We start from the raw sequence: 23994 nt of genomic DNA on the forward strand, positions 1-23994 counted from the left end.
ACTATCTTGTTATATCAAATTCTTTAATTGTAAATTCTCCTATATCATCCGCTTTTGTAAACCTTTGTTGTACCACCATATATTTAACTTTCCCTCTCAATAATGCTTGTTGCAAATCTTCTGCAATTTCTTGTTTTTTAAAATTTTTAGATCCAGCCATATCTTCAAGGGTTTTCTCTAAATAGTTGATAGAACCTTGCTCCGCAAACTCTGTAACATCATTAACAACAACTTCTTTACCAACTCGCTACCGCACGATTTCATCGTGTGGTTTAAAATTATTTATAAATCAAACATTCTAAAAATAACAATATGATCTAAAAGTCCTTTTTCATCAGAATAATCTATTGCACTGCTGTATCTATAATCCTCCGCACGGAAAACTAAACCTGCTTCTACCGGATTTTGATGTATATAATTAATTTTCTGCCATCTCACTTTGTTACTCCAACATTCAATAGGCTTATTATCATTTCTCCAAAATTGATATGGGGTTACATTTGATGATTTTAAACCTTCTTTAAGAAAGAAATTTAATAAAAATTCTTTTCTGCTTTCTTTAGGATTTTCCTTGATTTCTGTCACAATTGATTTACTTGTAAATCTTTTTAAATCACCAATCAAAAGTTCTGGTTTCTGCCCATTTATACTCCTGAAAACTAAATGTACATGACTTGACATGATATATTCATGAATTTCCACTCCTTTATTCTTTTGGCAAAATCTTAAACTTTCTAAAAAAATTTCTTTGTATTCATTTCTAATAAAAACATCTAGCCAACCTAGAACAGCAAAACTTATAAAATATAATCCTTCAGGATTGTAGAACTTAATTACGACTTATCAATTATGTTTTATAAAGGTAAAAACTTTTAAGAAATTATTGGATAATAAAAATGCCACACGAAAGGATTCGTGCGGCAGCGGGGAGTTTATATTGGCTTTTAAATAATATTTCTAATTTTTTATAAAATTAGATTGATTTTTTTGTTTTAATTGCTTGAGCTTCATCTATATTGTATGAAATTCTGTCATCTTCGTTTATTAGAGAATTAAAAATATCTACATATTGATTAAAAGAATTTTTGTCATAATTAACAAGCACAGGAAAAAGTTGACTTGCCTGATAATATCTTTTGCTTTGTAAAGCGTCTTGAATTGCCTGTTCTATTTCTTTTAAAAGCGGTCTGCAATTTTTCTTTAGAAGAAAATCTTTTAGATTAGATTCAAAAAGCTTATTTCCATAAATACTCAAAAAATGTTTTATATATGGATAAAGTTCTTCTTCGGTCTTTCCGTTCATTGTCGAAATATATAGAGCGTCTGTAATTACATCATATACATTATCTTCGCTGTGTATTCTATGGGATTCAAAACTTTCTTTTTCATCCCATTTTTCGGAAATAAACCTGTCAAGCTGTTGAAACCCTTCCGGAATTGCCCACGCCAATAAAATAAGCATGGCTTGGTAAGCAATATATTGATTGTCATTATCAAGAAGCGATTTTAATTTTTCAATTCTGTCTATATCTTTGTTTCTAAGAAGCTGTACTTCGCTTAAATCGTATCCTTCATATCCTTCTTCGTTGTAGTGGTAAAGGATTTCGTTTATTTGGTTGTTCATTTTATTATTAATTATTTAAAACAAATTAGCATGGGAACGGTTACTTCTTTAAATGTTATTCTCTTTAAACTTAAATTCTGAAATCCAATTTTCATTTATAACCAATGATTTATTTTTTAAAATATATTTTAAATCATCTGTATCAATCTCATAATCTGAGAGTACACAATCATTTTTTGAAAAATCTGAATATGATTTATAAATTAGCTCTCCCTTATAAGAATAACTAATTACAATTTCTTTAGCTCCCGTTTTTTCATTGACTTTAATTAGTTTTTTACCATTTGTTGTTTCTTCCCAGTAAAAATTTTCATTTAATTCAATATCAAAATTAACAGTAACAGTGTAAGTAAATTTTCTTTTTTTAGTATTAACAGAAAAAACAGAAAAACAATATTTATATATTTCTTTAAAATTATTGTCTTCGACAAATACTTTAAACTTTTCAATTTGAAAATTTTTAGCATCGCTGATCATTTTGTCTATTTCGTTATTATCCATAATATTTAATTGTTTTCATAGTATTTAAGCCATTTTTCTTTGGCAATTTCTTGTCTAAATATTTCATCCTGTATTGGTAAGCTACCAAAAATATAAGGCTCATCAACAATATTTCCCCAAATCGCACTTCTCTTTTGCTTCATCATATCTAAAAAAGGTCTATCTTTTGAACCAGGAGTAATACTACTTCCTGGTGGATGAGTGTGACCGGAAAACTTTCCATATTTTCCTTGAGTTAATTCATCTAAAAATTGCTGATTAGGAACATTTATAATATTTCCCTCTCCTCTAATAATTAATCTTTCTGAACCTTTAGTAAACATATTGAACTCATCACCTGTTACATTTGTAATCTTTAACAAATCTTTCATCGAAACACTTTTCTTTGGTAAAAATACGTAATCTCCAGAGTTAGGTAATTTCTCCAAAATAGATAGCTGTCTTTTTGTTAAAGAACTTATTGGTTTTAGCGAATAATCTCGATTTTTAGAATTAGAGGTATTAATAGTAATCTTTTCATCTTTAACTAAACCCTGCTCACTAGTCTCATCAACAAATTTACTTGTACTTTTTCTAATATTTTCATTTTCAGGTAAAGTTTTCTCAAATATATTATTTTTAGTAGATTTCACGTTAAAATACTCAGAAGGAATTTCCCCTTTAATTAAAATCTCTTTGTCTCTTACACTATTATTAAGATCTCTTACAGCATTATTCACCCTTTTTTGATTATCTGATGATGGATATTTTTCAAATCTATTCATCGCCTCATCTACTTTGGCTTGTAATTCTGCTTGTACCTTTTCCGGTCTTAAAACTTCTACTTCATTTATTTTACCTGCAGCAATGTCTGCTTCCAACCTTTTAATATCAACTTCAATCACATGATCTCCATAAGTTTTACCTATACCTGGTCCCTCTTCAGAAAAAGAGGTATAAGGACTTTTGCTTTTATTAGGTTCGCTTCCTCTTACATGATCAGAGACTGTAGCGCTTCCATTTTTATTTGCAGGAGCTAAATTACCTTCCTCATTAATATGAGATTTTATTCTATCCTCTGTTTTACCCACGGGAGAATATGGTCTGTCATCCTGTCTGAATATGCTTTCTTCATATACATTTTCCTGCGTTTGAATTGGCTTTACATCCTCTTCCTTAATGTTGGATTTACTATTACCTCTTTCATTGCTAATAGGCTGCTCATGCATTCTATCCGGAACGGTCTGTTCTTCGAAAGGAAGCTGATTTAAATTACGGTTTTGCAGTGTAGTTGTATTCTTTTTCTTAAAAGGTTCAACCACCCAATCTTTCGCCTTCTTATAAGCTGCTTTGAAACTTTGGAAGGATTTAATCCATGTTTCTTTTTTGAAAACAGATGTTATTCTTCTAGGTATAGAAACAATTTGTGCTTTAAGACCATTTTTTAAGTTAATAAACATTCGCTTACCAAAAGTTTTCGGGTTTCTTTTTGCCAGATCTTTTATGGAAGCTCCTCCTTTTTTCGAGGCTTTTCCACCTATCATTGCCAAAATAGCCATACCTGAATTAGTAATATCACTTTTTAATTCGCCAGAATTTTTGAATAAAACATCAGCCGTTTTTGCCGTATGTACGTCATAAATGTTTTTAATTCCGTTTAATATATTCAATCCTAATGCAATCGCTCCAACCCAGAATGTTATAGTTCCCATTGTTATGGTAGCTCCTCCCAACCAGGCAGCTAACGGCGCCAAACCACCAAGAGTGAAGAAAGATCCTACGGCAGCAGCTACTGTTAATATTCCTAGTATTCCTGTAATTACGCCAGCTATGACCAGTACTTTATTGGCTATTCCGGCGGCTTTTTGAAGAATCATTCCTACGGGATCTTCTGAGAATCCTTTCCAGTTTGTTAAATCATCCCAGATTCCACTTATAGAGCCTGAAATTGCCTCATACCACGCTTTTGGATTGAAAATAGATTCGATGAATTTACCCACATCTGTCCATGTAATAGACGTAACGTCATTCCAAATATCTGAAAACGCAATAGAAATAGACATCCATAGTCTTTTTAAACCGGTAATCCTGTTCAGATTTTTGGTAACTAAGTTTAATGGTTTTTGTAAGGCATCTTTACGTTTGTTATTATAAACTTCTATTTGAGCGTTTCTAATGCTTTCAACATTTTGCTCGATTAAACCTTGATGTTCTGCTTGATCTTTATCGTAATTAGCATTTACTTCTTCAAATTTATCTTTTAGTAAATTTTGTTCGCTTGGGCTTAATTTTCTTAAGAAAGCTACCTGTTGCTCTTCTGTTTTTAATTTTGCAAAATCAATTAATAAACTTTCTGCCTGATTAAGCTCTTTAGGAGCCTTTTCAATTTTATCTTTTTCTTTTTGTATTAAGCTGTTTCGTCCCTCAACTGTTGCCATGTTGGCATAGTAAGCATTTTGAGTTTTTATAACCTCACGTTCGATAGCATAAGAATCTTTTATTAATCCGTCTGCTTCCTGGTTTAATTTTTTACTTTGCGATTCTACCTGTTTTAGTTTAGGAGTAAGTTTTCCTAACTCTCTTTTTGCTTCATTATTCTTTTTAGTATCTGATGCCAGTTTAGCTTTTGATTTTAATATTGATGCTCTGGAAGACAATATTTCGCTCTGTATTTTTGCGTTTTTAGCTTTAGATTGTTGAGCTTCTTGAGACAGTTTTTGAGTTGTATTTCCTGCCTGAGTTACAGCTTGATTTATCGTACCTGCGTTAGTACTTAATTCATTTAATTTTCTAGTGAGGGTTCCGGAATCAGCATTTTTAGGATCTTGATGTTTTTGAGATCCACTAAGTAAATTTTTTGCTTCACTATTGAAATCACTTGCCTTGGTCTTATTTTTATTATATTCTTGTTGATAGATTCCTACTTCCTGTTCTACTTTTTGTTGTCTTTTTACTGAGGTTTCCAGTCCTTTTTCCAATTTACGGATGAGAGCTTCTTTACTTTCTATGCTATCTTCTGATTTCTCTAAATCAGCATCTGATTTTTGAATTTCTTTTTGAACCTCTTTAATTTTGTTTTTGATTGTATTCGCTGCTTCATTTTGAGTTTTCACCTGAGACCTGGCTTCTACCCCCTGATCTCTAAATTCTTGTGCAGCCGCAACCAATCCAACAATATTGAGTGTTGTTTGTGCATCGGGAGCGATTTCGGCCTGTTCGCTATCAACAGCCTTATCCATTCTTGGAGTAAGAACAGGTTGAATATTTTTTGGAATGACAAAATTGTCATCTTTTTCTATCTTAGTTTTTGTATTTAGATTATTATTAGATTTTTTTCCATCCTTAATTTTGACATTCCCCGAATGAGTGAATGTATTTTTATCAATCCTCGTTTTTGAGCCACTAGTATTGACTTTGTATAAAATCGGCTTAATCGGAGGTGTTTTAATCTCAATTTTTCTCTCTTTTGGCTTTTGGTCTATAATAGGTTTTAACGTTTGTGATTTACTGCTAATCTTTTTTAATGCTTCTTTTTCGTCTATCGTTTTCGCAGCAGTTTTCTGATTTTTAACCATTTGATGAGCTGCTGCCTGTTCCTCCAACGTTTTCGGCACATACGTTCCGGATTTCAGATCATGATAATCTTTAACCTGACTGATGTTCAGCGTGGAAGTATAATCTTTTTCTGCTTTTTGGGTATCCGGATGATTGATATCTCCGGTTTCTGCCAGACTTTCCTGATGCTTTTTAAACATGATCTCAGAACCCTGATCGTAAATGGTCTGTGAACCGTGAACCGGAGCAATAATTCCGTTTGCATTTGTCTTATTGATATTCGGGGTTGCGAATCCTGCAAGAGCTGCAGATTCTTCAGGCTTTTGTGTTTGTAAAGGAGCCACTTCCGCCACGGGCAGAGGTACCACCACCGGCTTTTTAGCCTTCTGCTTTTTGCTCTGGCTATGATGGTTTTTGTTGTCTTTTTCTACAGGTTTTGCTGCTTTCATTGACTTGGTGTTTTTTAATTATATTTTGTTTAAAAGGCACGTAAAGCACAACAATGGAGCTGCGCTTTACCGTACCTGATGGAACTGAAAAATCAGACGCGGTAACGTAGTTTTTTAAGATTTTACTGCCTGTAAGGTGACACAGCGTTATGATGAGAAATCGGAAGTGCTGTGCTTTTTTCTTTTGATCCGGCTGAAATTCCAGATTCAAAATTCAGAATTTTTAAGGAGAATAAGCCTTTTTTGGAGCGGGGGATTCTGTAGTTGCAGTAAGTGGTTTCCCGAAATGATTTCTGATGACGGTAATACAGAAATTTACTTTAGGCTTTAAACTTTTTACCGCAAAAGATGCAAAAGAGTTTAACACTTTAGTTTTTTTAAGTTTAATGCTTAAATGAAAAAAAAGAGCACATAAGTTAAAAAAATCAAAGATTTTTTAATGTCTTGATTATTTTAAATGGGACGTTTACTGTTATGCAATTTTATTGCAGTATTCTTCCTCCTTTAAACTTTTTTACCACAAAAGATGCAAGAGATTTAAACACTTTAATTTTTTTAAGTTTAATGCTTAAATGAAAAAAAGAGCACATAAGTTAAAAAAATCAAAGATTTTTTAATGTCTTGATTATTTTAAATGGGACGTTTACTGTTATGCAATTTTATTGCAGTATTCTTTCTCTACGCTCCACTGTCCTGTACCGAAAGTTTACTGTGATGTATTTTTATTGCAGTATTGTATATTTATATTCCACTGTTATAGATTGAATGTTTACTGTACAGCAATTTTAACAAAATATTCTCCATTTACATTCTACTGTCTTAGATTGAAGGCTTACTGTTCTGCAACTTTATTATTGCTCACCTTTTCTACTGCTTACTACAGTACATTTTTACTACTGCTCACCTTTTCTGCTGCTTAACACAGTACATTTTAGGCTTACTACACTACATTTTTACTACTGCTCACCTCCTCTGATACTTAACACAGTACATTTTAGGCTTACTACACTACATTTTTACTACTGCTCACCTCTTCTGATACTTACTGCTTAACATTTTAAGCTTACTACAGTACATTTTTACTACTGCTCATTCATTCCATACTCCGGTATACTATATTTTAACGTTAACTCAGTAATAAAAAATTGTATATCAAATATTTACGATTTGTTTTGGAGTATTTTTGCACAATGCTGTTGCAGCCCGACCTGAGTGGAGCTCTTTTGTAGTTTTTGTGACTGGAAAAGCTTTGGCAAAACTACAAAAAGCGGGAACGGAGGGCGGAAAAGCTGCCCAAAATAATAAGAATATAGATCGAGTTCACGTTATTTTAACCTTACCGCATTACAATTTTATTCCAACCCACTTTTCCTAAAGCTTAGTACACAAGATTCAAATAATACTTTAAAGGAGTTGAGCCTGCTTCAAGTAATGACGTTTTCAGTTGGTTTTTAACAACAATAATTAATTGTTTTTGATATTTGTCCTGCTTCGGAGGATTTTTTTGTTCTTTATTTTATCTCTTCTTTCTTCTCTTTTTCTTCTTCAGGCTGTCTGTTTGGCTGGTTTCCGATGTAAAGATTCATGGTTGTATCAATCCAGTTGGGAAGATTGGTGGTAATCATTTTCAGGAACTTGTCGTAGCCATAACCGAGTACAAACAATATTCCTGTAGAATACCATTTGTTGTGGAGTTCGGCACTTTTCATGACATAGCTCATGGTGAAACCGACAATAATCACGATAATTAAGGTGATGATATGTTCCCAAGGCCTCTTTTTTTCTTTGTTCTGTATGGAGATCAATACTCTTAACAGTCCTCCCGAAAATGCAATGGCAGTTCCGATGAGGAGGGCTTTTATACTATCTAAATTCATTCTTCATATTATTATTCATTAAAATTGATTTTTTTACAACGCTAAGTTGTTAATCGTCCTGATCGAGCATATACATATCATCCAGAAATTTTCTGCTCGTCTCGATGTTTTCGTTTTCGCTGAGGTAAGCCAGCTCGTCTATAAGATCACTGATGTCTCTATCGGGATCCTGAAATTTTTCTAAGTTTTCTTTAATTTTTTTGTTCTCTTCTTTTTCCATGACTACCAAAATTTATTAATGCTGATTTTTAATTTTCAATTTCTTCCTGTTACTTTCGAAACCAGTATATTGCAGGCTCGTCTTTAGCCTTAAAAGCATCGTTCCGGAAAGTAAAACAGTTTTTACCTTGCTGTAATTCTCTATAAATTAAATGGATAATGAAAAGACAATCTTTTATTGATCTGATGGGCAGATTGAATTAGAAGCACTGAACTGTGCGGTTGCTTGGTCTTAAGCTTTTTAGAATATAATTTTCCGGCTCTAATTTTTTGTGATGGTGGATCAGTTGTAAAAGATTGTCCTGAGGAAGCCGCACGAAATGCGGATCTTTAATGACTTTTGTTTTTCCGTTTTACTCCTGAATGATGTTGTAAATGGTTCTTTCCGACAAAAACAGCATCTCCGTAAGCTCGGTTACAATAACTTTCATTTGTTTGTCCTGATTGCGCTTTACATAGTCGTTGACAAAGTCTTTTCTTTTCTCTACAAGTTCTTTACTACGTTTCATATTTAAAAGGTTAAAAGTTGTTTTAATAAAATAATTTTTCGTGTCTTTTTTTGATCAGTTGAGTCAATAAAATCCCGCAAAGGCTTATAGTCTGCCTCTGAAAAGATGTTTACTGATGTTGTTTGATTTTAATTCTCAGAAGCTGGCTCTCTGTGTTTTCCGGCGTAGTTTCATGAGCCTGTCTTCCTGAATTTTATTTTCCTTCGTATGCGAAAAGTATCTTCGTATACAATTTGTTTAAACTTAATATCATTACATAAGGTCTCGGCTTAAGGCGCAAAGATTTTATCTGCGATAAAATTAAACATCAATCCTTATTGAAAATCTTTGATTTTCATGCTCCTCCAAAGATTTGAGACAAAAAAATCTTGCGTCTTTGCTTCTTCCAACAAAAATATTTTTATTTAAAAAAGTTTAAACAAATTCATATTAAAGAATGAATTTCTTTCTGCAAACTCAGATTCCCCGCTTTGGAATGTATTTAAATTATTACTGAAAGTTATAATGAATCGATATTTTATAATCTGAACAGCAGCTTTGTCTTACATTTTTACGGTCTGTGTTTATGGTCGTTAAAACAAAACAGCAAATGTTTGCGTTACCAGTTTAAAAAATGCACATTTTTCGCAAAAAAGAATTTAAAATCAAAAATAAAAATATTCACACCAATATAAAAGCGCACTTTTTACAGTAATCTCTATTATTGAAACTTTATCTTTTGTCTGTAAACAAAAAGCACATAAACAATTTTAAATATTTGATTAATAACCTATATTAAACCAAAAAAAATTAAAAAGCATCAAATATCTATTAAATTGTTGTGATAATTTTTGTACATTTGCCGTATTCTGTTTTAACAACGAGACAAATATACGAACATTGTTCGTATTTCAAAATAAAAAAGAAAAATATTTTACGTATTTTTTCATAAATAACGATAAACATATCAAAATGACCAACTTAGAATTCAAAGAGATCAGAAAGAAACTAAAAATGAAGCAGGCTGAGATCGCCGAGGCGATAGGAGTTGGTACGAGAGCCGTCCAGTACTGGGAAAAAGGCGAAAGAAAAATACCGGAAACCACTGCTTATTTTGTGAAAAACCTTTTGCAGGAACAGCAGCAGAAACCCAATAACAGCGCATCGCCGGTTGCTTATTCGGATCTAAAGATCATGTATGTTCCACTGGCGAACCAATACGCTCAAGCTGGATATCTGAGCAGATTTGCAGACGAGGAATATATAGAAAGTTTACCCACGATTCCTTTCAGTGATGATGTGGAACACCGCGGCGAATATATGTGCTTCGAAGTTCGTGGAGACAGTATGGACGACGGCTCCTACGAAAGTTACCTTGAAGGCGATATTATTTTATGCAGAAATATCCGTCAGGATTATTGGATGAGCAAGCTGCATTATGATAAATGGGATTTTGTCATTGTACACAAAGAAAAAGGGATTCTCGTGAAAAGAATCATTAATCATGATGTAGAACGAGGCATCATCACTCTTCATTCTCTGAATGAATATTACGAAGACTTTGAAATTCATCTTCAGGATGTTGCCAAACTCTTCAATATCATCAGTACAAGGCGTAAAAATAACAGAAGGTGATAGAAAGCTTTATCATAGAATAAAAATCCTCAAAATTTATTGAGGATTTTTATTTTAATTTCTACTGTTTCTTTTAATTAACAGCTTAGCATTTAAAAAATTGAGAAAATCCCTGTATTGTGGCCGTTGACGGATCTACATCATAAATATTATTACTATAGCTGGAAAATCTAACCCATCGAATACCATACCTATTGAAATTAGTTAAATTTCCGATATCAAAACTTGAAAGATTTCCTGGAGTGGCCAGTGTGATTCCATCGGACAGATAGAGCTGACTTCCTATCTGTGGAGTGGATGTAATTAGATTCACCTGCTTGGTCCACTTATTCCCTGTGTAGCAAATACCTTCTTCTAGTGGTGATTCTTTATCACTTGACACACAAACTGCAGGATTCATAGTGTATGGAGCTGTTTTAACGGACCATGTTTTAGAAGTAATTTGTGCGATAACAGACCAATTCGAGGTTCCTTGCTGATTCGAGCAGTGCTTTCTTACTCTCACGTAAAGAACCGTGTTATTGGGAATATTCGTCATATCAAAATTCTCAGTCTGGGTATAATTGAATCCAACTCTGGAACCGACTATATTGTTAAATCCATTGTCAGTTGCAATCTGATATTCTGGTGTTGAAAGGTTGGTAGCGGTAACTGTATAGACCATTCTTATCTGCCCGTCTGAAAGGACTTCCAACTTATCGATAATCGGGGTTTCACAGCTTACAGGATAACAGTTCCCTATTTTAAATAAGCTTTTTTCTTTAACCGCTACTCCATCTTCATCCATCAATTCTATAATCAGCTCGTATTCTCCCTGATCCGGAATAAAAGGAAGCTTTACGGTGTCTGAAGAGCTTGGAATGGGGCTTATATTGTATTCGGAATACGGATCAGACGGATTCTCGTTTTTATTTTTATAATAAGCAATTGCGCTTTTTATTGGCTTAGAAGATGTGTAATCTATCTTAAACGAAATATTGCATGTTTCTGCTGCCATTGTTTTGTTTTTATATTGTTATTAAATTTAATAAACAAAGGGTGATTTTTTGATTTTTCAATCGAATAAAGGCACCCTTCGTTATTTTGATATTTATTTAGGAACACGGCCTTCACAACAATCTCCTCCTTTCTCGAAGACGATACCTTTTATAATGATGGGAGTTTCTACGTACCAATTTTCAAGAGATACATTCTGTTCACATCCGCCTCCAATAACTTTTACTTTTATGTTCGGAATTTTTCTCGGAGAAAGATTATTGAATGTATGAGTAACAAAACCTTCCGAATCCGGATTTTGAATTACCTGACTTCCGTTATCAAGGAAATCCCAGCTGTACTGATAATCCATGAAGTGATCTCCTGATATTTTGAATTTCACAACAGTTGATGTTGAATCAGACTCAGGAAGATCAACTTTCTCCACGACAATTCTCACCTGCGGTTCTGTAATCACTGTAATGGTACAATCTGTAGATTTTCCATTAACGCTAAAGCTAATTGGCTGGTTATGTAATTCCTGACTTACCGATGCAGGATCAAAGAAATACAATCCATCAATTAATTGTACTCCGCCATTCAGATCAGAATCTACATTTGCCGTTACGATGCCGTTGAAAGGGAATACCGTAAACGGAATTTTCTCTGCTTTGGCACAAATAGTCGTATCAGGTAAAGTCAGATTAATCTTCACTTTCGGCGTACAGCAGATGTACGGAAGCGAGAAATCTGCCACAATAACTTCATCTCTCCCAATATGATCATACACCATGATAAAAGTACCTCCTTTTGCAACTCCGAGTTTATGTTCTAAACCCGAATATTTATCAATATATTCATTAAAGTAAGCTTTTGAAAGATCTTTATTTTTCAATAATTCTTTAAATGACAAAAGCATAATATCAAATCCCAGCTGCTGCTTGTCTCTGATCTTTTTTATTTCATCAAAAGCATCCTGATAATGCATTCCCTGATGTCCTTCAATATTATAAAACGGAGTTCTGTCGATGTTAAAATCCAATGGTTTCTTTACATAGGCTTCCTGTGAAAACATACCCGCATTATAGCCTGCATTATTACGGAAAGACGGAGTTCGTATCTTATTGAAATCCCAGACTTTCAGAAACTCATCAGTAATTCTGTAATAGAATGGGATCGCTCTATTTCCTAAAAGGTCTGACTTTTGAGACGGAGTAATTTTAATGGCGGATTCCGCTTCTATTGGTATATCACTCTCCATTACTTCTACATGGCGGTTTGGATATTTAAAATTCTGTACCTGCAGATTAAAACGGCTAATTAATGTTTTAACTTTCTGCATCGCCTTTTCATCATCCAAGACCGGTGAATTGTAAAACTGATGTCTTGAAGAGTCCAGCTTCATTTCTGAATTTAATTTCCCCAGCATAATATGTTTAGGAAAAGAAGCAAAATCGGGAAGACATTTTGTAAATGTTTTAGGAAGAAGCCTGATAATTTCCGAATACGTATCCGCTAAATCTTTTACCACATCATAAGCATACTGAAAACCCGATGGCAGGCTAAGACATCCTTCCAAAACTTTTTTAAAGGAAGAATGATCTGCAGCAGAAAGTCTAAATAATTTAGAAATTTCGTTGATTTTTTTAAAAACAAGTTCACCATAGTTGTTTCTTTCCAAAACTTCTGTGTAAAGACTTTTTAAATCTGCAAAGGAAAATTGTGCTTCAATTCCCTTTTCTTTAATAAGTCTTTCCAAAATAACGCGTTCCTGCTTTACCGAGCCTAATATATCCTCTATAAATAACGGATGCGGCTGAATACGGTCTTTCTGAAGAATATAATTAACACCCTGTTCGTTTGTAACCAATACTTTTAGATTTCGGATCTGCTGGATTCCATGATTATCACAATCTACTCCTCTGCAAGGTTTTACTTCTTTTTCATAGCTTTCCAGATAGAGCATCAGGTATTGATCTTCGAGATCCGTAAAGTTGGCTACCTGCTGAAAATCTGAAGTTGCTTCCTGAGCTGTAGCCAGTTCCCAAAGTTCAATCTGTCCTCCGTTTTCATCATAAAATGCAGGATAATTTACTTTAAAATTGTCGTATTTTTTAAAATGAGTATATTCTTTACTATCAATACTGATTGTCTTTAGATCGCTTACATATAGTTCTTCGCTTACTTTACCCGTATTGCTGAGGGTAAGCAAATCTCCATCGGTTGTAACTGCAACTCCCTGCGAAAGTTTTATGCTGTTGAGTTTTTTATTGGAATAGGTAAATTCAGGTTTAAGACCGCATACTATACCTGTTCCCTGAAGCATTACTCTGGATAAACGATCCTGATCTTCAAAAAAGTCTAAAAACTCATTGAACTGAGTATACTCAATGTACTGTCCTTTACTGAATTTGCGGTATTGGGTAGATACATCACTTAATTTAATGAACTTCCGGTATGGATTCGGTATATTATTTAATTGATTATTCATTATTGTTCATTTTTAATGATTTGTTAAAATGATTTAAACAACACCTTAGACAGATGTATTTTCTAAGGTGTTATTTTAATTACTGCTCTGATTCTTAACTGAACTTATTGGCAAGTCTGGCATTTACAGGAAGACTGGGCAGTAAATACTTTTTTTGTAAGTGTATTTAAATATTCCCTATACTTCCGGATAAAAATCTCTGCTGTTTCCGACATAAGAATTCTATCCTGTACAGTATCGAAACTTATATACACCACATCGTTCAGGATAAAAATCTGCTTTATATCAATCACAGAATCTTTTGTAGTTAATAAGCTGTTTACCTCGATAGTAATTCCGTCTTTTTCATATGTATCAATCAGTTTCATACTATTATGGTTTTACTTCTCCTGTACAAGGATTAATTGTTAAGAAATTATTTCTAGGACATCCGTCATAAATCACGACTCCGCCAAGTTTTAATGTAGTCCATGCAACACCATCATGACAGCTATTGTCTGCACATACTAAAGAGAATGATATAAATCCTTCCCCATTCAGATCTGTGGCTGCGATAGACTGTGCATCCGTAGGACTCAGGAAGAAGGTATTAATCCTGTTTGGTCCTCTAAGTTCACCATTAGGACGTGATTGTCCGTTTTCAAGACTTTCACTTGCATTATTCAGGTTCACTCCACCGATTCTGTACACTCCGTTCGCCATTAAATTGAATTTCGCGCTATTACATCTGTGATTTCCGGGACATGGTCCTAAGCTTTCATTGTACTGAACGGTAATCTCCAGACTAGAAAGACACTGAACGAGCGACTGCCCTTTCAGTTTTATAGGGGCTATCGTATATTGTGTGCTGCATCCACTTCCATTACTCACAGAAAGTATCGGGTTGAACGTATCTTCCTGACCAGCAACCAGATTATAGGTATGAGATTGACTTACAACTCCATTTGCATCAGGAGTTGGTTTCGTTACAGTAACTAACTGACCGTCACCAAAATTCCAGTTATAGTCAAGATTACCTAAATTATTACCGGAAACAGTAAATGTTACCGTTGCTGTAGGATTTGTAGGGTTTTCTCCATTTACAGGAGTTCCTGTTGTTACCGTAACATTTGGAACTTCATTAACAATCATTTGAGTATCCACAGGATCATCATTAACTGTGAAAGTAATGGTTTGTCCGAGATAAGCTGCGCCAACCAATGCCGGATCAAAATAACTTTGTCCTCCGGTCTGGGTAATGGCGGATATTTCTGTTCCGTTTACAAATGCTTTTACCTGACCATCCAAAGGAACGATTGTCATAAGAACCGGTTTTTCATTTTGGCAAAGTTTACCTGAAGGTAATGATAAGAACACAGGATCTTTTTTGGAACAGCATAAATAAGGCAATGAGAAGTCTGCAATAACCTGATTGTTTGCCTTTGACTCTGCGATCAAAACAAATGTTCCGCCCGGTTCTACACCGGAAAGATGCTCCAAGCCGGATTTTCTTTCTAAAAAATCGCTTAAAAGTTCTGTAGAAATTTCTTCTTTTCTGGGATCTTCTTTTACGATCGTTACATCGTCTGATGTTCCGGAAGGGGTTTCAAATTTAGCTTTATTCAATAATTTAAGATCGCTGTCTAATTTCGATAAATTAAGGAGCGCATTTTTAGGATCGCCAGCTTCTTTGCTGATCTCATTGGAAATGGATAGTAATTTATTTCTGAGTTCTTCAATAGAAACTTTTCTGGGCTCTTCAGATGTATCATCCGTTTTTTTACCATTATTTAAAAGTAAAACGCTAACGTCAAAAGCCAGTCCGTACTTTACTTTAAGATCATTAATATTCTGTACCGCTGTTTCGTATGGCAGTTCAAGATGTCCTTCAATTCTGTAAAAATCATTGTTGTCGATATTATAATTCAGGGGATTCTGAATATGATCTTCTGATGATAAGTTCGCAGTATGATAACTTAAATTATAGGTTTCTCTGTCTGTCTTTGTTTTTTCAAAATTCCAATTATCCAGTAAAGTCTTATCTACGTTATAATAATATGGAATTGCTTTTTCTCCTAATCTTACATAAAGATTGGATGGTGTAATTTTAACGGGGCCTATATACGATTGAAATCCGTTGATTTTCTGCACAAAACGATTGGCAAGCAATATCAGCCTTTCATAATTTTCATCATCCTGAGTTGTGATGGGTGAATGATAAAATCCGTGACGGAAAGCTGCATATTCTCCCAGTTCCAAAGAACCTCCGGCATATCCCAACATCAAATGTTTAGGGAATGATGCAATAGAAGGACAACATTCTGCATTCAGATGTAAGATAAGTCCTTTTATTTCGTTGTAGGTATCAATAAGATCTTTCAGGAGATCATATCTGTACTGAAAATCATCCAGTCTTGGGGAAGATGCAGACAATAAGGTATTCAGTTTATTGAAGAGCGATAAGCCGCTGAAATTCATGTCTATTTTAAAAGTACCTGCAATTGCCTCAAAACCTTCAGACAATCTGGTAACAGAATCCATAGCGCTGCGAAATCTTGCTTTTAGCTGACCGGCTGTTTCAATTTTAGGATCAAGAATTACTCTTTTCGCTTCAATATTTGGTAAGCGGTCAAAAAGTTCTTCGTAAGAATTATGAATTTTATACAGCGTATCTTTTGCATTTCCATTCGCCATAAGATCAGAAACAGACTGAAAATCTGCCAAAAGCACTTTAAGATCAGAAACCTGCTCTGCTCCGGTGTTATCACAATCGGCATCTTCACAAGGAGTCTCGTCATTAGAATAGCTTTCCAGATAAAGGATGATGATTTTTTCATTCAGTTTTTCCAGAGTTTTAATGTCTTTAAAGCTTCCTGTATCTAATCCTTTAACCTCCATTTGCTTCAGTTCGTCTTCGGTTGCCAGTTCCAATAAGGGAATCTGCTCTTCTCCGATTCGGAAATGATCATACCTCACTTTGTCTTTATACTCTCTGAAGTATCTGTAATTTTTGGTATCGAAATCTATCGTAACGTCTGAAGATTTATCTTTTCCTGTACGAAGGGTAATTAAATCTCCGTCTGTGGTAACGCCTGCTCCCTGAGTTATCACAATGGTATCCAAAGCATTTTCAGCCTTTTGCGGAGCGATTTTTTCCATAACGTCCGGAACCAGACTAGAACTGGTAATTGTGGATTTAAATCCGCATACAATTCCCACACCGCTGAGAAGTGTTCTCGAGAGCCTGTCCTGATCTTCGAAATAGTCTATGAATTCATTTAACTGCCCGTCTGTAAGTACCTGATTTTCGTTAAACTTTCTATATTGGGTTGTTACATTATCTAATTTAGCATTCATTATTTTTCAATTTTATATGTTTGATTGTCCTAATATTATTTTTCCGTCCAGGCTGTCGTTATCTTCTATAGCACAGTCTAAGAGTCTTCCCGGTCTGTAAATATTATTTAAGTTGGTAAGAGCCGTCAGTAAATTCTGAATGCTGTTTCCTAAATTGTTAATATTATTTTTTGCTTTATCTGAAAGATATTTTTTAAATGCCTTTTCAAATGCAGACAAATCGTTCTGAGCGGTTTGTTTTTCACTTAAACGATCTCCAACCCAACAGATTTTAGCCAGAATATGAGCCGGAATTTCCTGTCGGATCACAGTTTCTGCATAACGTCTGAAGTCAGGATCCTGAAAACGGTAGGCAAAGCCCGGAAGAACCACACTTACGCGGTAAGAATAAGGATCAAAAACATCATATTCGCAGTCTTCTTCGCAGGAAGACATTAAAGCATCTGCATAATCTACCGGATTTCCGGAAAGAACATCTCCATCGTCATTCGGAAATACTTCAAAAGATTTTCCTATAATCATGCTTCCGATCCCTTCAAGATCCTGAAATACTTTGAATGTATCTTCCACAGACATACATCCGATTCCTCCTATAAGTTTGTAATCTTTGAATGCCGGTTTCAGCAGTAAATGCTCTACAAGGAAAATTCCTTCTTCGGTAAAATCGTATTTGAAATATCTTACCAACTCCTCAATTCCCTTTTTTAATTCAGCTAAAGAAGTGTATGGATTGGTCTTTTTATGGGTAGCCATTATATTTTGCGGCTGGCTGTCATCCATAATTTCAAGATAATAGTTCCCTCCGGAAGACATCCGTATCTGAATATTCCCAATCAAATCATAATGAGTCTGATTTTCCTTTAAAAGTTTTAATGCATTTTTAAGATCTTCTTCGTCTATCTGAATGGTCTGATAAATGGCTTCATGCAGATTTTTAGTTGCCGCATATTCGATATGGAATGAATTTACGGATGATAAAGTGATATTATTATTTCCATCCTTTACTTTCCATGAATAGCTTACCTTTCCGTCGTCACTTACCGATTTAATAATTGAAACAGGTGTTTGAGAAAGATTTCTCTGCTGGTAATTTTTAATCCCCAGTAATCTGGCAATTCTTTTCTGTACCCCTGAAATATTATCTGTATTCCAGACATTCGCGCTATCATCCAATGTATAATTATAGCCCAATCCACGGTCTTTGCTCAGTGATTTGTACTCTTTCAGGAATGTTTCTTTATTGTTCAGTACAATTTCATCGGTAGATTTTCCGTACAGAGATTTCATCAGGAAAGTATAGTCGCTGAATGTTTCTGCAAAACAGGCAATTAAATGATCCAGCACTTCATTTCGGCGTTCCACGCTGTTATCAAGTTCTTCGTATAAAGTATCTGTAAGTCTGTCCTCGTTTTCATCATAATCTGAAACCAATTCTTCAAAACCTTTGATATTTTTAAGAGCCTGAGTAAAGAACGTTCTCTTTAAACCTCCGCTGATACTTAAAACTTCTTTTACTTTTTCAAGGTGTTTGAAATAACTGGCAAGAATCTGATCGAAAAACAAAAGATATCCTTTCATCTGTTTTGCCAAAGCTTCTCTTTCCGGGGTTGGATTTCCAATGATTCCGGAAATTCCTACTCCGTACGTATCCGGAAATTCATTTAAAATAGTTGCGTAATTCCCGATATCGTAAGAAGTTCCCTGCGGAAGAGTCAACTCTTTATTTTGTCTGGCATCTTCTCTCAGTACTTCCTCCTCTTTTCTTAACGTTTCGAGATATTCATTAACTTTTTTAGTATTGATATTCAACAGAAGCGCACCTTTGGTGTAACTGAATGAACTCAGATCGCAAAGCTCCGGTTTTTTCCCTTTTTCAATACAGATCATCCAGTCATCGGTCTGCTTCACCGCACTGTCGCAGCCGGCAATAGAAATTTCGTGAATTTCCTTTACTCCGTCGATTTTCATGATCTCGCTGATGATATCAGAAAGTCTGACTTCTCTTCTTAACTGACTTGCTTTCAGTTCTTCCGTATCAATAAAACCATTATCGAGAATCGGCCCGTCAAAAATCTCATCTGTGGTAAGACCTTTTTCCAGCATCTGCTTTAATGAATAGAAATGAACTTCCGGAGCCAGATAATTGTTGATCGCTCTGAGTACTTTTGCATGAACCAGTTCTTCATCTACTTTGTTTACAAGTCCGATGCGGGCGCATACCGCCACTTTCTGGGTTTCGATTTCTTTGATGTCCACAAGATCCTCGCAAAGACCTCTGTTCTGGTGATAGCGCTCCAGTATTTTTACTCTTGTATTCGATTTGTCGCAATCTTCATTCTCGCTATCGTCGATATCATCGGCATAATCTACATAAAGGTCATACAATCCTTTTACGTTAAAATGCTGTGTCTTTTCTCCGATAGGTTCAAAATCCAACTGTCCTGTTTTGCAATCCACATACAGCGTTTCGTTTCTCGGAACCAGCCAACAGTTGCTGATTGGTCTCGGATGACCGGATTTAAAGCTGATATCGATGAAGAGTTTTCTGTAATCAAGCTCGGTTAAAGGTCTGGAAGGTAAAACTTCCGTAGCTTTCAGGAATTGTGTATGAATATCTTTTTTTGCATCGTTTGAAGCAAGAATGTCTTCCATATTCATATTCATCCTCATCCCAAGATCTGTGATGGCGTAGCTTAAAACCTCCAGTGTGGTAATCCCCGGATCGTGAGAGTTATAATCTGTCCAAAGTTTTCCTCCTAATCCTTCTATATATTCAATACCTGTTCTGCGTAGAAAGTGAAAATCGGTCTGATCCTGCGTTTCTATATTTTTGGGTATACTAATGTGCTTATTTTCTGACATAATTATGTTTCTGCTTGTTTGTTATTAAAGGCATACCTGTTCTGCAATAGTAACTTTGTGCTGTTTGGCAGATACGAGTATGGATTTCGGATCTACTTCGATTAAAGACTGTGTCTGTAAAACATTATTTACCAATATACTGGTCTCTTCAACGTAGTCTACATAATGCAGTTGTTCCAGATAATTAATGAGCTGATTAACATTCAGTTTCACATTAAAATCAATATCTTTAGTGTCTGTAAAAGCCCAAGGCGATATGTACTTTTTGATGTCTTCGTCTAATTGTTTTGTGTAAAATGTTTCATCATACTGATCGAAGAATTTCACCTTTGTTTCTACCTTCGCTTCTTTATAATTCGGGTTGATTACCTGAGCGTTGATGTGCATGGTATTCAATTCATTGATATAATTCTGAATTCTGTTCAGCGTGGCTCTGCTTACTCTTGGCTGATAAATATCAAAAGCGTTTTTATTTTTAATATTCGGAACAACCATCAGCGTAACATATCCTGGAGCGAGGTAAGACTTTTCGGAAGTATGATTCAGGCATTTTACCTTGAAAACTTCCGGAAACTCCTGCAAAACGAGATGTTCGTAATCCCATTGTGTAACGGCTCTGTTTTTATGTCTCAGTCTTTCGCTTACTCTTCTGTAGAATTCTGTATCTGTTTCTTTGTATTTTCCGTCGAATGAATTATACGGCTGGCTCACCGATTTTACCTGCGGAACTCTGGTAATAAGTCTGGAAATCGTATTGGCTTCCAAACCGTTGTTTAAGTGGGACAGATCGTTGTTCTGATTCTGGAATGTTGCCAGAACTGCCTGTGTATAAATTCCCTGAACTTTACAAACCGCATCGTAACTTCTTCCTGATCTTGCTCTTACCCAGACTAACTGATCTGTAAATCTTGTGTGATTCAAATTAATATCTTTTGGAATTTTAAATTTTACAATTCCGGATTCCAGGAATTTTTTAGAATCATTCTGCAGCATAGAGTTTGAAAGATCAATCCATGTATTTCCGGAAAGGATGCTCCATTCGATATACTCTTTTTCTTCAAAAGTTTCGGCTAAAGGATTTTCGCTTCCTTCGAGCATCTGGATGAGAAGGGAAACCGTCATCTGCGGAACTGCTTCCAGACCGATGTATAATTCGCCTCCTTTCTGATGTACCGGAACAATGGTTTTCGTATCGATTTCCTTTTCATACTGCCCGAAAGCATCTTCATGATACATCTGTACTTCATCACTTTTCAGAAGTTCTCCTTCAGAATCTTTTCTTAAAGAATGGTATGCAGTTTCTGTTGCGCTGTAGCTCAGTTCAATATCTTCCGCAAAAGGAATATAAGGTTCGTTCGGAACTACTTTTAGTTTTTGAGGATCTGATAAAACAAGCGTATATAATTTAGGATACAAGTCCTGTAATAAAGATTTCTTCAGTTTTACCCTGATCGCTTCGCCTGTACCAGCTTCATCACTGGCGCTTTTTACAGAAAATTGTGTCTGGTAAGCATTTCCATTCTTTTTAAATAAAGCAATATCACTTTCCTGATTGTGCCAGATTTCTTTGTCTAACACCGCTGTATCGATCTTAAAATAATCGTCTCCTGTTACAACTGAAGAATTTTTCAAATTGTTAAAATCCTGCTGACTGATATTTGTATCCGGTTCCATGATATACCCGCTGTATAAATCCTTTATGGAAGCCGGCGTGTTTTTCCAATTGATGGTAATGTCTGCGGTTTTCCATTTTTTAGAGAACATTTCAGGACATTTTATGTAAAAATTGGAACCTTTAATCGGCTGCGCGGTAAATGGATAATAGGATTTTTCGGAATTCAGTTCTCCATTGTCATTTTCAATCTGAAGAGATTTTATCCCTTTTACATCTACAGAAACTTCAATATTATTGACTAATGCTTCTGAAAAAGCTTCGTAGACTTCGTAATATTTCTTCCCTTCAATCATGAATCTGAGAACAGGAAAGCTGGTCTGGAAAGTTTCCTTCAGAACATCTTTATTGTATTTTACGATGGCAGGAAAATCTTTAGGTAATGTTAAAGAAAAGGTTAAACGGTGTTTTTTATCACTTTTGGTTCCTGTTTCTCCATTTTCAGTACATTGTAATGCAATGTCGGATAACCATTCTTTCTCCCCGCTGCAAAGTACTTTGATGTTGTTCTGAAAGTCTTCTTTTTCAAGGTCTTTTAGTTTTTGAACAGAATTTGCGTTGAAATCTATTTTCAGGGTAATTGTTCTGTCTCCTTCTTTTAAATCGAATAAAGATGATGCTACAGAAAATCCCAGTTTCGCTTTTGGAAGTTCTTTATAAATAGATTTGCCCGAAGCTGTTTCTTCAGCATTGTATCCGAACGGCCACCAATAGTTTCCGCCTTCCGGCAGTTTTTCGCCCAAACCATCAGCAGAATTGGTAACCGGAGCCATTTTAAGCTCTTGTTTTCCGCTGTCATTAAGAAGACTTTTAATTTCAACTACTTTTGCCTGATTGGCAATCAGTTCATTATTGGTTTTGTAGATCCGTTTTTTTCCTTCCGCATCTTTATCTCCGTCCAGAAGTGTTCCTTCCGGAATTTTTTCCTGAATTGCTTTTTTAGCCAATTCAAAAATCACATAGACTTTATCTTCTTTAGCATCATTTTTCTGAATCTGAAGGATCTCGTTATAGTAGAAATCCAGATGTCTTTTCGTTAAATTATTGAAAGCTTTTTTGGAAAAATCCAGCAATTTCAGAAAGCAGACGAACAAAGTAAGATGCGGCGTCAGATTGCTGTCCTGTTCAAACTGGGAAATAAGATCTGTAACCTGTTTTTTCATACTCTTGTACTCTACGCTTTCTCTGCGCGGAATAGCATTGGTATCATCACCAAAGAAAAAGTTTCCCCACTTTTTATCTGGTATTGCTGTATCAGCATCTTTTTCAAAAAAATTTACATGACTGGCAAAATTGTTTGCAAATAGCAGCCAATCGAACAGATCGAAGTCGTGCAATTCGAGATTGCCGGGATCCAGATCCGCTAAAAAGCGCTGCATTTGTGATTTTCCTTCACGATAATGTGAAAATGTATCTGTTTTTTTCATTTGTTTATATTTATATTCTATGGTCAGATGCAATACTTAATGTAATGTTTCGGTAGTATTCAAAATGGTTACAGACATCCCGTAATTATTTATATTTCAGTAGCTTCACCTTTATAGAAAGGGAAAACCATATTGCTTCTGGTATTCGTATTCCTTACTTCGTAATCAATTTTTATCAACACTTCGCCTTCCAGTTCTTCCTGAGTATCGATGTCGATATTTAAAATGTTTATTCTGGGCTCGTGGTATAAAATGGCACGCTCAATGATTCCTTTCATTTGGGTAATCAGCGTTAAGTCCAAAGGTTTGAAGAGCATTTCCTGCAGGTCGCATCCGTAATCGGGGAACATGACGCGTTCTCCCGGTCTTGTGGAGAGTAAAATGATCAGACTGTTGTTGATGTCTTCCACATCTGTAGTCATTACCAGCTTTCCCTCAGTCTCATTAAACTCAGGCGGGAAACTCCAGCCTATTCCTAAAAAATCTGTATTTATTTTCATACGTTCTTGTATTATATTTAATTGTAACATCTCGCATCTGTAACATAGAGTTTTAGTTTTCTAACCGTTTGTTATTGATGTTCTTACATTTTTTAATCTTGCAGAATGTGTTTCATCCGCCTATTAAAACAGTAGCTTCACCCGCGCTTATTACGCCTCCGTGAGCGGTAGAATCTCCCATTCTTGCGGCTGGTTTTCCGCCGATCATTACGCTTGAGGATCCTGCTGCAATGGTATCGGGCGGACCTGTGCATATTGCTTTGTCTCCTACTCTTGCTGCGGGTTTACCTCCTATAAGTACAGTAGGTTCTCCTGCCGGAATGATGGGTCCGCCAACGTGCGGGGTAGTTCCCGTTACCATCGGACAGGTATGCATATCTGTAATTCTTGCTGCCGGTTTCATG

The 23994-nt window shown here is 35.2% G+C and carries 17 protein-coding genes; 1 reads left to right on the plus strand and 16 read right to left on the minus strand.

The features are described 5' to 3' along the window. Nucleotide 1 precedes the first annotated feature (1 nt). From KKI44_RS06200 to KKI44_RS06235, 8 genes are all read right to left on the minus strand, one after another. Complete coding sequence (locus KKI44_RS06200; RefSeq protein ID WP_165796614.1) at nucleotides 2-160, minus strand: hypothetical protein; 159 nt, start codon at nucleotides 158-160, stop codon at nucleotides 2-4. A gap of 122 nt (nucleotides 161-282) precedes the next feature. Next, nucleotides 283-834 (minus strand): transposase, encoded by a 552-nt coding sequence (locus KKI44_RS06205; RefSeq protein WP_214591108.1) that lies wholly within the window; start codon nucleotides 832-834, stop codon nucleotides 283-285. A gap of 139 nt (nucleotides 835-973) precedes the next feature. After that, nucleotides 974-1624 (minus strand): hypothetical protein, encoded by a 651-nt coding sequence (locus KKI44_RS06210; RefSeq protein ID WP_214590330.1) that lies wholly within the window; start codon nucleotides 1622-1624, stop codon nucleotides 974-976. A gap of 48 nt (nucleotides 1625-1672) precedes the next feature. After that, nucleotides 1673-2125 carry a hypothetical protein gene (locus KKI44_RS06215; protein WP_214590331.1) on the minus strand — a complete coding sequence of 151 codons (453 nt, stop codon included), beginning with the start codon at nucleotides 2123-2125 and terminating at the stop codon, nucleotides 1673-1675. A gap of 5 nt (nucleotides 2126-2130) precedes the next feature. Beyond that, nucleotides 2131-6108: a hypothetical protein gene (locus tag KKI44_RS06220; RefSeq protein ID WP_214590332.1), complete on the minus strand. Its 3978-nt coding sequence runs from the start codon at nucleotides 6106-6108 to the stop codon at nucleotides 2131-2133. Between the two features lie 1511 nt (nucleotides 6109-7619). Continuing rightward, nucleotides 7620-7985 carry a hypothetical protein gene (locus KKI44_RS06225; protein WP_076394835.1) on the minus strand — a complete coding sequence of 122 codons (366 nt, stop codon included), beginning with the start codon at nucleotides 7983-7985 and terminating at the stop codon, nucleotides 7620-7622. Between the two features lie 49 nt (nucleotides 7986-8034). Further along, on the minus strand, nucleotides 8035-8205 hold the full coding sequence (locus KKI44_RS06230; RefSeq protein WP_157967283.1) for a hypothetical protein: 171 nt from the start codon (nucleotides 8203-8205) through the stop codon (nucleotides 8035-8037). 352 nt (nucleotides 8206-8557) lie between these two features. Next, the gene (locus tag KKI44_RS06235; RefSeq protein ID WP_157967284.1) at nucleotides 8558-8713 is read right to left on the minus strand and encodes a hypothetical protein; all 156 of its coding nucleotides are present in this window, start codon (nucleotides 8711-8713) and stop codon (nucleotides 8558-8560) included. 951 nt (nucleotides 8714-9664) lie between these two features. Between KKI44_RS06235 and KKI44_RS06240 the strand changes: the two genes are divergently transcribed. Next, nucleotides 9665-10327, plus strand: a complete 663-nt coding sequence (locus KKI44_RS06240; protein WP_214590333.1) for a S24 family peptidase — start codon at nucleotides 9665-9667, stop codon at nucleotides 10325-10327. Between the two features lie 85 nt (nucleotides 10328-10412). On the opposite strand, the gene KKI44_RS06245 is transcribed toward KKI44_RS06240, so the two are convergent. The 8 genes from KKI44_RS06245 to KKI44_RS06280 form a co-directional block, all read right to left on the minus strand. After that, nucleotides 10413-11324, minus strand: a complete 912-nt coding sequence (locus KKI44_RS06245) for a hypothetical protein (protein ID WP_214590334.1) — start codon at nucleotides 11322-11324, stop codon at nucleotides 10413-10415. A 93-nt stretch (nucleotides 11325-11417) separates the two neighbouring features. After that, a complete protein-coding gene (locus KKI44_RS06250; protein WP_214590335.1) occupies nucleotides 11418-13793 on the minus strand; it encodes a hypothetical protein in 2376 nt (791 codons plus the stop codon). A 104-nt stretch (nucleotides 13794-13897) separates the two neighbouring features. After that, nucleotides 13898-14161 carry a hypothetical protein gene (locus KKI44_RS06255; protein ID WP_214590336.1) on the minus strand — a complete coding sequence of 88 codons (264 nt, stop codon included), beginning with the start codon at nucleotides 14159-14161 and terminating at the stop codon, nucleotides 13898-13900. Between the two features lie 4 nt (nucleotides 14162-14165). Then, a complete protein-coding gene (locus KKI44_RS06260) occupies nucleotides 14166-17129 on the minus strand; it encodes a PKD domain-containing protein (protein WP_214590337.1) in 2964 nt (987 codons plus the stop codon). Between the two features lie 12 nt (nucleotides 17130-17141). Beyond that, on the minus strand, nucleotides 17142-19991 hold the full coding sequence (locus KKI44_RS06265) for a hypothetical protein (protein WP_214590338.1): 2850 nt from the start codon (nucleotides 19989-19991) through the stop codon (nucleotides 17142-17144). A gap of 24 nt (nucleotides 19992-20015) precedes the next feature. After that, on the minus strand, nucleotides 20016-23090 hold the full coding sequence (locus KKI44_RS06270) for a baseplate J/gp47 family protein (RefSeq protein WP_214590339.1): 3075 nt from the start codon (nucleotides 23088-23090) through the stop codon (nucleotides 20016-20018). Between the two features lie 89 nt (nucleotides 23091-23179). Continuing rightward, nucleotides 23180-23590 (minus strand): GPW/gp25 family protein, encoded by a 411-nt coding sequence (locus KKI44_RS06275; protein WP_087711249.1) that lies wholly within the window; start codon nucleotides 23588-23590, stop codon nucleotides 23180-23182. Nucleotides 23591-23702: 112 nt separating this feature from the next. After that, entirely contained in the window at nucleotides 23703-23993 is a 291-nt protein-coding gene (locus KKI44_RS06280; RefSeq protein ID WP_076394823.1) for a PAAR domain-containing protein, read from the minus strand. Nucleotide 23994: the final 1 nt, after the last annotated feature.

Origin of the sequence: Chryseobacterium sp. ZHDP1 (genome assembly GCF_018603435.1) — a bacterium.
In the GTDB taxonomy this organism is placed as follows: domain Bacteria; phylum Bacteroidota; class Bacteroidia; order Flavobacteriales; family Weeksellaceae; genus Chryseobacterium; species Chryseobacterium indicum.